Genomic DNA, 12247 nt, shown 5'->3' on the forward strand with positions numbered 1-12247 from the left:
GGCTGACCGATCTCGGTGACGGAGCCGTCGGCGGACGCCAGTCAGGCGGGGCGTACCAGGGCGTCGAGCATCTTCTCCAGTAGGTCGTTGTTGGCGTTGAAGCTGGCCACCGATGCGGCGATGTTCTCCTCTTGGTCCATGTCCTGCCAGGAGATGGTGTAGCCGGCTTCGCGGGCGAGTTGGGCGAGGAAGGCGCGCTGGGTCCGGCCGTTGCCTTCCCGGAAGGGGTGGATGGCGTTTACGTCGCCGTACAGGTCAGCCAGGGCTCGGACGAACTCCGGGCGGGCCAAGCCTTGCAGGTGGTCGTTGTTCGCGAGCTTGCGGAACACGTCCTCCGCGTAGGAGACGATGTGGATCGACGGGCAGAACGATGTGCCCTTGGAGATCTCAATGGTGCGCAGCTCCCCGGCCCACGGGTACACGCTGCCGAAGATCTGCCGGTGGAACGCTTGCAGGTGTGCGAGGTCGTAGCTGCCAGGCAGCGGCTCGGCGTCCAGAATGGCGAGTTCCACCGCGGCGATGTCCGATTCAGCCTCGGAAAGCTCGGTTGCGTCGGTGATGCCGAGACTGTTTCGGAGGACGCCGTTGGGCTCGCTGTAGGGGTCGGTCACTCAGCGGCCTTACGGGTGTAGCGGGCGAGGGTGCGGGCGCGCAAGGCTGCGGCGTCGAGTTCTCCGCGTGCATAGGCGTCGAGGTCGGCGGTGGTGTCAGCGGTGACGCGCAGCCCCTCGGCCTCGGTGGAGCCGATGGCGGAGGCGACCGCCGCTTGGCGACGTCGGGCTTGCTCGTTCTGTTCGCGTCGCCGGTAGCCCTCCAGGGATGCGACGTCCACACGGCGGTGGGTGCCGACCATGCGGAACTCGATCAAGCCCTTGTCGAGCAGCTTGACCAGGTGCGGTCGGGAGACGCCGAGGGTCTTCGCTGCCTGGATGGTGGACAGCTCCATACGCTTGGCGATTACCTCGACCGTGCGGCCGGAGGTAATGAGCGCCATGGTTTCCATGAGGACCGTCAGGGCTTCACGTGGCACCTCCATGGTGACCTTGCCCGCTTCGGCGACGGTGACGTGGAACGTCTCGGCACTGCTGGTGAGGGCGTCACGTAGGCACGGCACGGCCTCCTCGACGCTGCGTTTGCGCTGCTCCTTCCGCGTCCGCTGCGCCTGGGTCCCACGCAGTGCCGGCGGGTTCTCAGTGGGGCGCTTGCGCCGTACCTTCTTCCGAGTGCGGGAGGTCTCGATCTCGGAGCTGACGGTCGTCGTATTGTCGCCGGTGGGGTGCTTCTTCTGCTTGGCCGGTTTCTGGTCCTGGTGGGTCACGGGCATAGGTGCGTCCCCAGCTTTGAGTGGCTACTATCACCCTCAACCATATGAAACAAGTGAACCAAGTGCAATATGTGTAACTGCTTGGAGGGCCGGTGCTGCCCCTTGCGGCACCGGAGGGAAGCAGTCCGTGCCTTTGTCCCGCAGGTCGTACGGTCGCAGTGCCATGGACCGTCCGCGTGCGGGTACGGGTCCAGGGTCTTCGCCCCAGCCTCGCGCATCCGCTCGGCGGCCTGGTTCGGATTGATTGAGCCGATGTGGCATCCCAACTCCGTACTGACTGACGGCTCGCTCCGCCAGCAGCGTAGAAGTGGTCACGGACACTCACGCCAGGCCGTGTACCGGCAACAGTTGGAGCTCGCTGCGACCGCCGCGATCCTGATGCTAAGGGCGCCTGTGGACGGAGTGAATTCGAGTAGGGCCAGCAATGGGCGAAGACTCCACGGTCTTCGGGGGCCCGTACGCCTCCCTCACGCCTGAAGCCTCTCGGAGACGGCGGACGTCGAGGCGGGAGGAGTTCGTGGTGTGGGTGCTGGCCTGCCGGGCATGGGCGGGAGCCCGCAGTGAACCGGCGAGGAACCAGGCGTCGAGCTGTTCGGGCTGTACGCGCACGACGCGCAGTTGTGGGCCGAGGGCGGTCGGCGGACCCGTGTGGACCCAGGCGGTGAAGGCGCGGGCGGCGCCCACCACCACGATGTCCCCGGGTTCGGCGATCACGGCCTCGTCGGCTGCCGCGGTGCCGGGAGCGAGCCAGCTGCGGGGTTCGCCGTCCACCAGGAGATCGGGGACGGTGAGGAGGGGGATGCCGTCGTCGGACGGCGGGCCGACGTGGATCGAATCCTCCGGCGACGGCGGGCGGCAGCAGTAGTACGGCGGCGCCGCCGGGCCGCAGCTGGGCCAGACAGTGCTGGACCCAGGCGAGTTCGGGCTCGGTGCGCGGGGGAAGGCCGTGACTCCAACGGGCGTCGGTGGCCAGCTCCTCGTATCCCCAGTCCCGTTCAGGTGGGATGAGGGACGCCGTGAACTGATCCGCGTGGAGTTGGACGCGGCGCTCTTCCACCATGGGGTCAGTCGAGCGGACGTGGAGTACGTCATGGACACCTTCCCCGTGGTGAAGCGCCAGGACGAGGCAGCCCACGGCGACGCTTACCGCACCAAGGACCTCATCCTCGACGTCTACGACCGCATGGAAGAGGCCCGCGCGACCGGCGGCGAGTGCCGAACCGTGCTGGACCCGCCGCCGGGGAAGGGGCCGCGCCATCCGGCCTGAGCGCCGCAGCCTCGGGCGGGTCGGTCAGAACCCGGCCCGCCCGAGGTCCGCGACGAATCCGGCCCACGCGCCCCGCGTGAACGCGAGCTGTGGACTGTCGCCCCGCTTCTTGGAGTCCCGTATGCGGACGGTGGTCACGTCGGCGGCGACCTCCAGGCATTCGCCGCCTTCGTTGCCGCTGTAGCTGCTCTTGTACCAAACAAGTCGCGCGGGTTCCGCAGTGTTCAACGTTCCCCCAGCAAGTTCTGGATCAGGGACAGGGACTCGCGCATGGTGAGCGCTTGTCCTCTGATGCTGCCGTACCGTGCGGCCAGGATACGGACTTCCTCCGAGTCCGTGATCAACCGGCTGGAGTTCTGCGCCTCGGTGTATCCCAACTGTGCTTTCCCCTTCGGCGTGAGGAGTACGAACGAACCGCCCATCCCCGCGTGCTCGCTGCGGTCGGTCGGCATCACTTGCAGCTCAACATTGCGCAGCCGTCCGAGTTTGAGTAGTCGCTCCAGTTGTTCCTCGTGGACTTCTTGCCCGCCGAGAGGTCGTCGCACCACGGTCTCTTCGATGACGGCGCTGATCATGGGCGGAGGCCAACTGGTCAAGAGCGCCTGACGGCCCATTCGAGAGATCACCCGCTGCTCGATCGTCTCCTCGTCCAGCAGCGGCTTGCGCATCTCGTACAGGGCGCGTGTCCGCCGCTCGGTTTGAAACAGGCCCGGAATGTCATGGTTGTTGTAGAAGTTGATCTCAACTGCGCCTTGCTCCAACCGCGCATAATCCCTGAACCACTCCGGATGCCGAACCCTCCTCCGCTCCCGCGCCCGCTCCACGTCCTCCGCCGCGGACGCCAGCAGCCCCCCGCACTCCAGCAACTCATCCACCGCGATCAGCAGGTCAGGCTGAGGCGTCCGCCGCCCCCGCTCGGCGGAGGCGATCGTCTCCTCCCCGTACCCGAGCCGCTCGCCCAGCTCCCTCTGGGTCATCCCGGCCCGGACCCGCGCGACCTTGATCTGCCGCCCGAGGGCCCGGAACAGGTCGGCCACCTCGTCCGTGCCGTCCGCCTCACCGCCGGTGGGAACCCCCGAACCGCCCGCCCCTGCCACCATCCCGTACCACCGCCCACTTTCGTCGCACCAGGGGCGAACCGCCGAACATCCGGCCAGGTCACGGCCGTACGCCCGTACATCTCGCCCTCCGCACCGGGACAGTCGCCTCCGTACCGCCCCACATCCTGCACACAGTAGAAGCACTCCGTCACGCTCGGTGAGGTGATCCAGCAAACCGTCACCGTCTCCGGTGAACCGAACGTCACCACCCACCACTTCCACCTCACTTTCCCCGCCAGCAGACACGGCGCCCACTCCGCCCGCCACGCAGCCGAGTGCTGGCTCACCGACCAGCAGGACTGCCCAGAGGTCGCGCCCAGCGACGAGGACGCGGCCACGGCCTCCCTCCTCATCGCGGAACTCACCGCGAACGCCGCCCTGCACGGCCGCGTACGAGGCCGCCACGCCCGCCTCGCCCTGACCCTCACGGCCGACGCCCTGCGCGTCGAGGTCACGGACGCACGGGGTGACCGCCTGCCCGAACCGGCACCTGGCGGGGACGGCGAGTCCGGGCGTGGCCTGCTCCTCGTCGCCTCGCTCGCCGATGCCTGGGGGTGCGAGCCCCACCACCCCGGCGGCAAGACGGTCTGGGCCGAGTGTGCCCGGCGTGAACCCGCGCTCAAGGGGGGCGCGTGAACTCAACTGCGCTGCTGCTCAACAGATTTAAGGATTGACGGTGAATGTGAACGGCCTTCACGCTTGGCGGGTCATCGTGAAGGCCGTTCACGGGGAGATGTCATGAAAGACATGCCCGAGGCGGAGGACCAACTCGTCGGACTGTTCGAAGTCGCGGAGATGGCGGGGGTCGGTCGGACGGTCGTAGCGAATTGGCGCGCCCGTGACAGGCACTTCCCCGCTCCCGTCGCGGACCTGCGGAGCGGGCCGGTTTTCCGGGCGAGTCAGATTCGGCGCTACCTCAGACGGAGGAAGAAGCACATGGCAGCCAAAGCCCATGTCATCTCGACCATCAATCTGAAGGGCGGCGTCGGGAAGACCACCACCACGGCGGGGCTCGCGGAATTCCTCTCCGCGGAGTTCCGTAAGCGGGTCCTGGTGGTCGATCTCGACCCGCAGACCAATCTGACCACGGTCCTGATCGGGGAGGAGAGGTGGGAGGAGCTCAACGACGAGGGGTACACCCTGGCGACCCTGTTCAAGGACGCGCTACGCCCCGAGGACGAGCCTGCGGAGTTCGACCTGGAGAAGACGCTCCAGCGTAATGTCTCATCGGTCGACGCGGTGACGAAGGTGGACCTCCTGCCCTCTTCCCTGGACCTCATCGACGTCCAGGACCGCCTTGCCTCCATGCCCAGGGGGCGTTTCCACGCCAACAACCCCACCGATCTCCTGCGCAAGGCGACCCGGAAGATCATTGATGAATATGACTACGTGCTCGTCGACTGCCCTCCCAACCTCGGAATCGTCACTCTGAACGGTCTGCGTATCTCCGACGGATACATCATCCCGACCATTCCGGATGTCCTGTCGACCTACGGAATCCCGCAGATCCAGCGGCGGGTGCGGGCCTTCGCGGACGACCTGGGGGAGACCATCAACGAGATCGGGATCGTCATCACGAAATACAGGGCCAACTCGACGGTCCACTGGAACACCGTCAGGCGCCTTCAGGGCGACAAGGAGCTTCCCGCCGTGCTGCCGACGTTCATCCCGGAGAAGAACGACATCGCCGGTTCGGCGGAGTTCGTCGGTCGCGGTACCTTGCGGCAGAAGTACGGGTACCAGGGCGGATTCGACGCCTTCCGTGCCATGACGCAGGAGTTCATCGAACTGGTCGAGGAGAAGGCGTGACCGAGCAGAGCGACAGTCGGCCGGACGGCGGTGGTCTCCTGAGCGCCCAGGTGCGGGAGGCCGAGGAAGCCCTGATCAAGCTCGGCGCGTCCGACCCGGAGCTCGCGGCGACGCTCGCGCGTGTCCTCGGCGTGGTGGCGTCCGAGGCCGCACGCACGACACGCTTCGCCCGAGCCCTGGCCAAGGCGCTGACACCCCCCGATGCGCAGACCGCGCCTCGGCTGACCGAACGCCCGAGGCGTAGTCGCCGCGCTCCTGGTGTGATCGACCCGTTCGCGGTGTTCGCCGAGACGGGCGAGACGGGACTCCGCTCACGCCTGAGCGAGCTCGGCCTCGAACAGCTGCGGGACATCGTCTCCGAACACGGGATGGACCACGACCGGCTGGCTCTGAAGTGGAAGGACCCTCAGCGGGTCATCGACCGCATCGTGGAACGCGTCGAATCGCGGACAGCCAAGGGGGCCGCCTTCCGGGGACGGCCGGAGCAGTCCGAACCGCGGCACGACGAGGCAGCCAGCCAGGCGGCCGAAGACCCCTCGACATGAGGCAGGCCGGGCGCGACGAGCCGTCTGGCCCACAAGGGAACCGCGCGTGGCAAGACGGTCTCGGCCCAGTGCCTCTGGCATCGAGACGATCCTCGGGGCCGCCGCCGTCGGGGACACGGCTGGCCGCTGGCCTTTCCCGACGTCCCCGTCCTGGTCAAGCCGGTGGACACCGAGCGCTCGGCCGGAAGGAACCGTGAGGCCAGACGCCTCGCGGCCGCCGCCCACGCCAAGGCCATCCGCGTCGAGCGCCGCCTGGACGGCCGCACCCTCCTCCTCTTCGACGACCTGTTCACCACCGGCCAGCAGATGCGGGCCGTCGCCCGCCTGTGACGCGAGGCAGCGCCCTGGCGCGGAACGGACCGCCAGGGCGCACTCTTCGACGCCTGAGAGGGCGTCGCGCAGGCCGCCGGCTCGGCGCCCGCACTCTCAGGCCGTGTCCCGCTTATCCCAGCGGTCCCGGAACCATGCCAGGGTCTCGGCGAGCAGCTGGCGGTTGCGGTCCCTCTCCAGCAGCGACAGGCGGAAGCTCGGGTGCAGCTCCAGCTTGCCCTCCGGGATCTCGACGCCCTCCAGTTCGTTGAGACGCTTGAGGAGTTCGAGACGCAGGCCGCGGTCGGTGAACGGTTCCCGTGCGGCCAGGTACTGGAACACCACCTGCGCCGTGCCGCCCCGCCCCCCGCCCGGGTACAGCGTCAACGGCCAGATCCCGCGGCCCGGCGCGCCCGCCTCCCCGAGCATGAGGAACGCGCTCGTCGTGACCTGACCCGCACCATGCCCGACCCAGCCGCCGAGTTCCTCCCAGCGGGCGAACAGCGCGCGGACCGCCTCCACCGTCTCGGGGGAGTCGTCCGCCGCGAGCTGACGGAAGAACCGGTCGGCGCGCGTCTCCTCGCCCTGACCGCCGCCCGGCGTGCGCCGGGCGGTCTCCTCGCCGTCGGCCCGGTCGTCGTCCTCGGCGACCAGCAGGGCGAGGTCGTCGGCGGTGAGGCGCTGCGCCGGATCGGCGGCCCCGTGCACGGTGAAGCGGACGCCGTCGGCGATCAGCCGGGCACGCACATCACCCCCCTCGTCCTCCGACGTCCAGCGGAAGCCGTCGGAGACCTTGCCCTCGGAGGTGAGTACCCGGTACGCGTGGGCCACCCCCGGGGTGCTCGCCATGTGGTTGCCCACGGCCTGGGCACCGGAGCCGAGGAACGCGGCGAGATCGCCGTACGACGTCCACGTGCCGTGGGGGAGCGCCGCGAGCACCTCGTGGGCCAGGACCCAGTCCCTGCTGCGCTCCGCGCGGCCGACTCCGCGCAGCGGGGCCGGCCACAGCGTGACCGCGCGGTCGGCGAGTTCGTCGGCACGGGCCCGGATCTCCTTCACACCCCAGCGTTCGGTCGCGGCGATGCGGCGGTTCATCTCCAGGTGGCTGCCCCGCAGCAGGTCCTGCTTGCGCTCGAAGGGACGGTTCGAGAGCTCCGAGTTGACCGCGGTGAGCGTCAGGTTCCCGAGGGTGTGCTGCCACCGGGAGTGCAGATCCTCCGCCCGCTCTCCGCCGACCGCGTCCTCCTCCAGCATCCGCAGCCACTCGTCCCCGGGAGACTGCGGCATGACGTGCTCGATGGTGAGCTGCGCGGCGGCGAAGTCCACCGGCTCGGGGTGCTCGTAGGTCTCCTCCAGCCGCTGCAGCACCATCTTGCGCTGCTGCGAGCGTCCGAACTGGTAGAAGGGCGCCTTCTGGATCTTCTCGCGCAGCTCGTCGTCGTCGGGCCAGAACCGGTTGTCGGCGGAGAGCAGCTGGTGCAGTCCGTCGGCGACGGGCACGTCGAGCGGCAGTTGCCCGGGGACGGCCTGGAAGATCCTGTTGAGGTTGTTCGTCGGCACCCGGCACATCATCCGGCGCACCAGGAAGCTCTCTACGTACGACATCGCACGGGCCGTGTCCGCCGAGTCGAGGTCTCCGCGCTCGCGCCGGTCCAGCAGCAGCATCAGAGCGGGGTAGGTGACCTGGGCCTGCCAGGCGTCCAGGCGGCGCAGATGGGCGCGGACCGACGCGTCCGGCTCCTCCTCCGGGTGCAGCAGTCGGCGGAAGAGGGTGGCACGGCGGTACAACTCCCTGATGTACGCCTCGATCTCCTCCTCGCTCGCCTCGCCGCGCTCGAACCGCTGCTGCTGGGCCGCGTACAGGTCCTGGCGGCGCACCCGGTCGTCGCCGTCGAGGACCAGCTGCAGCCACATGAGCTGTTCCAGCTCTTCGTTGCTCAGACTGTCCTGCAGCGGCAGCCAGTACGTCTCGTAGACCTGCTCGCCGCGGGTGTGCAGCTTCATGAACAGGTAGTTGCGCAGCAGGTCGGCCTGACTGAGCTTGAGCCCGGTGTTGTTGAGTGACTCGAAGATCCGGTGCACGTTGTCACCGCGCTCGGCGGTCACCGCCACCAGCGTCAGCCGGGAGGTGATGGCCTGCTCGATGCGGAACACGTCCTGCGGGGCCGCGGGATCGGCCGCCTCGACCAGCTTGCGGCGGAAGAAGCCGTAGGCCGCGTTGACGCTGCCCCCGGCGGACTGCTCCGTGCGCGGACCCCTGATGTGCGCGGCGAACTGCGGCCGGTCCGCCTGAGTCGGCAGCAACCGGAAGTGGTCGCTGCCGCCCTTGCGCTTGTTGATCAGGTATTCCTCGTCGATGCGCTCGGCCTCGTCCGGATCGCCGTCCTTGACGTGATCGCGGATCGCGGCCAGCGCGAGGGAGAGCGTGGTCAGCCTCTGCTGACCGTCGACCACGAGCCAGCGGGGGAACGTCGCCTCGTTCTGCGGGGACGGCGCGAGCACGACGGAGCCCAGGAAGTGCGTACTCGCCTTCTCCCCGCGCTCCAGTAACCCGGCCTGCTCCAGGATGTCGCTCCACAACTGTCTGAGCTGCCTCTCCGTCCAGGAATACGTCCGCTGATAGAGCGGCACCTGGAACTGCTGGGCCCTCCCCTGCACGAGGTCGGCGAACAGCGTCTCCTTCGCCTGCATCGTGGTCCCCCTCGGTGATCGATGCGGTCGTGGCACGTGGGAAGGACCTTAGAGCCTCTCCCCGACAGCCAGGGGCGCTTCAGTGCTCGTCCGGGCACGCACACCGCAGCGCGCGGGCCCGGTCCATCCCGTCCAGTGACGCCCGGGTGAACCGGGCGTCCAGGAAGGCTCGGTCGACGATCCCTGCCGCGAGTGCGACCAGGTGTGCCGCGACCTGCTGCACCCGCTCCCTCCGGACCTGACCGGAGGGCACGCGGGGCAGCAGGTCGGCGGTGAGTGCGGAGACGGAGTCCAGGGTGGTCGGCTCGGCACGTCCCGTCTCTCAGGGGCCCCGCCAACCGGGCGGGTGAGCGGACAGCGCGCTTCCGGTTTCGGTGCTGGTCCCAGTTCCAGTACCCGAGAAGATCACCCCCGGGTCCGACGGCGTCTGGTTGAGCGTCCACAGGCCGATCAGCACCGCCACCGCGAACACCACCGCGACCAGGACGGTCAGGACGAGTCGGCGGCGGCGCTCGCGGCGCAGCCACGCGCCGCGGGCCGTGCGGTAGGCGTCGGGCATCGGGTGGACGGCGCCCGCCAGCGCGGCGAGGGACTCCTGGAGTTCCTGCTCGGTGCGGTCGGGGCTGGTTCCGCGCGGCGGCGTCGCGTCTCGGTGCGTCATCGCCGGGCCTCCATCGCCTGGGTCAGGGCGGCGAGGCCGCGCGAGGTGTGGGTCTTGACCGAGCCGGAGGAGATTCCCATCGTGGCCGCGATCTCGCTCTCCTTCAGGCCTAGCCAGTGACGCAGCACCAGTGCCTCCCGCTGCCGGGCCGGCAGTTGCTGGAGGGCGTCGATCAGCACCCGCTGGTCGTCGCGGAGCAGCGCGGTGCTCTCGGCCGAGGCGACGCTCTCGTCCGGGAACTCCGGCGGGTTCTCCACGTGCTTGCGGGCGACCTGGAGGTGCCGTATCCGCATCCGGGTCAGGTTGCAGACGGTGGAGCGCAGATACGCCTCCGCCGCCTCGACGTCCCGCAGCCGCCGCCACTTGCGGTAGATCTGGTAGTACGCCTCGGCCACGACGTTCTCCGGGTCGTCGGCGCCGAGCAGCACGGCGAGGCGGAGCATGGAGGTGTAGTGCAGTTCGAAGAGCCGGGCCACGCCCGCCTCGCGCTCCAGCTCGGCCGGGTCGGTCACCGCCGGGGCGAGCGGCACCGGCACCGGGGTGCTGGGTCTCACGTGCTGTCTCACGGATTGTTCGCTCCCGTCTCGGGACGCCGGCTGACGATCAGGCGCGACGGCAGGTCGGTGAGGTCGGCGCCGCGCGGGACGCCGAAGCGTTCGAGGACCGGCGTGCCGACGACGGCCACGGCCAGGTTCACCAGGAGGGCGGCGAGTCCGGCGTAGATCTCGAACGGGCCGGTGCCAACCGACACGACGGACGAGAACCCCTCCCGCACGACCAGGAACGTGCCGACCAGCATCCCCGCGCCCCACCCGGCGATCAGCGCCCGTGGGTGCAGCCGCCCGGTGAAGAGGCCGACCGCCACCGCCGGGAAGATCTGGAGGATCCAGACACCGCCGAGGAGCTGGAGGTTGATGGCGTCCTGGTCGCGCAGCCCGAACACGAACGCCACCGCGCCCACCTTCGCCGTCAGCGACACCGCCTTGGCGATGCGCACCTGCCGCTTGGGCGTGGCCGTCGGATGCACGTACTCGACGTAGACGTTGCGCACGAAGCTGGTGGCGGCCGCGATCGACATCACCGCGGCCGGTACCAGCGCCCCCACGGTGATCGCGCCGAACACGAGCCCGGCCAGCGGGGCGGGCATCAGCCGGTCGACCAGCATCGGCACGGCGGCCTCGGCGCCGCCCTCCGGCGCCCGTACCCCGGTGGCGAGCGCCGCGATGCCGAGGAAGCCGAAGAGGGCGAGCAGGCCCGTCCAGGCGGGCAGGGCGACGGCGACCTTGCGCAGGGTGCGCGGGCTGTCGGCGGCGAAACCGGCGGTCAGGACGTGCGGGTACATCAGCAGGGCGAGCGCGGAGCCGAGGGCGAGGGTGGCGTACGCGGGCTGTTGCTCGGGGGTGAGCAGGAGCGCCGGTCCCCCCAGCCGCTCCGCCGCCCCCTCGAACACCTTGCCCGGACCACCGAGGCGCGCCAGCACCAGCCAGGTGACGGCCGTGAGCGAGACGAAGACGGCGACCGCCTTCAGCGCGGAGATGACGGTGGGCGCGCGCAGCCCGTGCCGGTAGGTGGCCACCGCCAGTCCCGCGAACAGCGCCACCATCACCAGGTCCTCGGCCGCCCCGCGCGAGTAGACGCCCCCGGCGGTCAGTACCGCCCTGATGCCGAGCAGTTGCAGTGCCAGGTACGGCATCGTCGCGAGGATCCCGGTCAGCGCGACCACCAGGGCCAGCGGCGGCGAGCCGTACCGGCCGCGCACGAAGTCGGCGACGGTGATGTAGCCGTGCCGACGGGCCACGCTCCACAGCCGGGTCAGCAGGACGAAGGCGAGCGGGCAGACGATCACCGTGTACGGCACCGCGAAGAAGGCGGGCGCGCCGTTGCCGTACGCGAGACCCGGTATCGCGGCGAAGGTGTACGCGGTGAAGATCGTGCCGCCCAGCAGGAACCACGTCCACACCGGGCCGAGGCTGCGGTCGGCCAGTGCCCAGCCCTCCAGCGACGGCAACCGGTCGCTGGGACGCAGACGGCGCGCGGTCACGGCGAGCAGCGACGCTCCGCCGATCACGGCGAGGAACGTCGCGGTCATGGCGCCGTCGGCCATGGGTCACCGTCCTTGGTGTGCCTGAGCCCTCTCGGGAGAGTTGCGCGGCGGGCCGGTTCGGAGGACAGCGAAACGGCGGGAAATCTTCTGGTAATCCGCTGTCAACCGTCTCCGCCCGGTCGGCAACTCTTGCACAGACCGACAGAGAGCGGGAGAGGAGCGCAGGTCATGGCACGGACGGGGCATCACCGGCTACGGCGCGTCGCGGTCGCCGCGCTGCTCCTCGCGCCCGCCGCGGGTCTGCTGTGGGTCCCCTGGTACGCCGACGCGAGTCCGCGGCTGGCGGGGACGCCGTTCTTCTACTGGTACCAGCTCGCCTGGGTGCCGGGGTGCGGCCTCTTCCTGCTCGCCGCGTACGCGCTGACCGGGCACAGCGGCGGCGATCCCTGATCCGCGCCGCCCCGTGTCCCGTACTGCCTGCCCTCCGCGCACCACCC

The 12247-nt window shown here is 69.6% G+C and carries 16 protein-coding genes and 1 pseudogene; 6 read left to right on the forward strand and 11 right to left on the reverse strand.

All coding sequences use genetic code 11. The features are described 5' to 3' along the window. Positions 1-41: 41 nt before the first annotated feature. From ABZ659_RS12620 to ABZ659_RS12635, 4 genes and pseudogenes are all read right to left on the reverse strand, one after another. Complete coding sequence (locus ABZ659_RS12620) at positions 42-611, reverse strand: Fic family protein (RefSeq protein WP_360217238.1); 570 nt, start codon at positions 609-611, stop codon at positions 42-44. Further along, the gene (locus ABZ659_RS12625) at positions 608-1318 is read right to left on the reverse strand and encodes an excisionase family DNA-binding protein (RefSeq protein ID WP_360217241.1); all 711 of its coding nucleotides are present in this window, start codon (positions 1316-1318) and stop codon (positions 608-610) included. Before ABZ659_RS12625 ends, ABZ659_RS12620 begins: the two co-directional genes overlap by 4 nt. 387 nt (positions 1319-1705) lie before the next feature. Beyond that, positions 1706-2095, reverse strand: coding sequence for a hypothetical protein (locus ABZ659_RS12630; RefSeq protein ID WP_360217244.1), 390 nt, complete (start codon positions 2093-2095; stop codon positions 1706-1708). A gap of 70 nt (positions 2096-2165) precedes the next feature. After that, positions 2166-2327 (reverse strand): annotated as a pseudogene (locus ABZ659_RS12635) (N-6 DNA methylase); the annotation flags it as partial. Positions 2328-2414: 87 nt separating this feature from the next. Between ABZ659_RS12635 and ABZ659_RS12640 the strand changes: the two are divergent. Then, the gene (locus ABZ659_RS12640) at positions 2415-2591 is read left to right on the forward strand and encodes a hypothetical protein (RefSeq protein WP_360217246.1); all 177 of its coding nucleotides are present in this window, start codon (positions 2415-2417) and stop codon (positions 2589-2591) included. Between the two features lie 24 nt (positions 2592-2615). On the opposite strand, the gene ABZ659_RS12645 is transcribed toward ABZ659_RS12640, so the two are convergent. Both ABZ659_RS12645 and ABZ659_RS12650 read right to left on the reverse strand, forming a co-directional pair. Beyond that, positions 2616-2819, reverse strand: coding sequence for a DUF397 domain-containing protein (locus ABZ659_RS12645; RefSeq protein WP_360217249.1), 204 nt, complete (start codon positions 2817-2819; stop codon positions 2616-2618). Then, positions 2816-3691: a helix-turn-helix transcriptional regulator gene (locus tag ABZ659_RS12650; RefSeq protein WP_360217252.1), complete on the reverse strand. Its 876-nt coding sequence runs from the start codon at positions 3689-3691 to the stop codon at positions 2816-2818. The genes ABZ659_RS12645 and ABZ659_RS12650 overlap by 4 nt, the downstream gene beginning before the upstream one ends. 162 nt (positions 3692-3853) lie before the next feature. Between ABZ659_RS12650 and ABZ659_RS12655 the strand changes: the two genes are divergently transcribed. The 4 genes from ABZ659_RS12655 to ABZ659_RS12670 all read left to right on the forward strand — a co-directional run bounded on the left by ABZ659_RS12655 (position 3854) and on the right by ABZ659_RS12670 (position 6375). Next, a complete protein-coding gene (locus ABZ659_RS12655; protein WP_360217254.1) occupies positions 3854-4327 on the forward strand; it encodes an ATP-binding protein in 474 nt (157 codons plus the stop codon). Positions 4328-4429: 102 nt separating this feature from the next. After that, entirely contained in the window at positions 4430-5500 is a 1071-nt protein-coding gene (locus ABZ659_RS12660; protein ID WP_360217257.1) for an AAA family ATPase, read from the forward strand. Next, the gene (locus ABZ659_RS12665; RefSeq protein WP_360217260.1) at positions 5497-6045 is read left to right on the forward strand and encodes a hypothetical protein; all 549 of its coding nucleotides are present in this window, start codon (positions 5497-5499) and stop codon (positions 6043-6045) included. The genes ABZ659_RS12660 and ABZ659_RS12665 overlap by 4 nt, the downstream gene beginning before the upstream one ends. A 162-nt stretch (positions 6046-6207) precedes the next feature. Next, positions 6208-6375, forward strand: coding sequence for a hypothetical protein (locus ABZ659_RS12670; protein WP_360217263.1), 168 nt, complete (start codon positions 6208-6210; stop codon positions 6373-6375). Between the two features lie 96 nt (positions 6376-6471). Here the strand turns inward: ABZ659_RS12670 and ABZ659_RS12675 are convergent, their stop codons facing one another. The 5 genes from ABZ659_RS12675 to ABZ659_RS12695 form a co-directional block, all read right to left on the reverse strand. Beyond that, entirely contained in the window at positions 6472-9045 is a 2574-nt protein-coding gene (locus ABZ659_RS12675) for a DUF262 domain-containing protein (protein WP_360217266.1), read from the reverse strand. Between the two features lie 79 nt (positions 9046-9124). After that, entirely contained in the window at positions 9125-9268 is a 144-nt protein-coding gene (locus tag ABZ659_RS12680) for a hypothetical protein (RefSeq protein WP_360217269.1), read from the reverse strand. Between the two features lie 99 nt (positions 9269-9367). Continuing rightward, positions 9368-9706, reverse strand: coding sequence for a hypothetical protein (locus tag ABZ659_RS12685; protein ID WP_360217271.1), 339 nt, complete (start codon positions 9704-9706; stop codon positions 9368-9370). Next, a complete protein-coding gene (locus ABZ659_RS12690) occupies positions 9703-10272 on the reverse strand; it encodes a SigE family RNA polymerase sigma factor (protein WP_360217274.1) in 570 nt (189 codons plus the stop codon). The genes ABZ659_RS12685 and ABZ659_RS12690 overlap by 4 nt, the downstream gene beginning before the upstream one ends. Further along, a complete protein-coding gene (locus ABZ659_RS12695) occupies positions 10269-11810 on the reverse strand; it encodes a sodium:solute symporter (protein WP_360217277.1) in 1542 nt (513 codons plus the stop codon). The genes ABZ659_RS12690 and ABZ659_RS12695 overlap by 4 nt, the downstream gene beginning before the upstream one ends. Positions 11811-11978: 168 nt before the next feature. Between ABZ659_RS12695 and ABZ659_RS12700 the strand changes: the two genes are divergently transcribed. After that, positions 11979-12200, forward strand: a complete 222-nt coding sequence (locus ABZ659_RS12700; protein ID WP_360217280.1) for a DUF3311 domain-containing protein — start codon at positions 11979-11981, stop codon at positions 12198-12200. The last annotated feature ends 47 nt before the right edge of the window (positions 12201-12247 follow it).

It is taken from the genome of Streptomyces sp. NPDC006997, assembly GCF_040635175.1.
Lineage (GTDB): Bacteria > Actinomycetota > Actinomycetes > Streptomycetales > Streptomycetaceae > Streptomyces.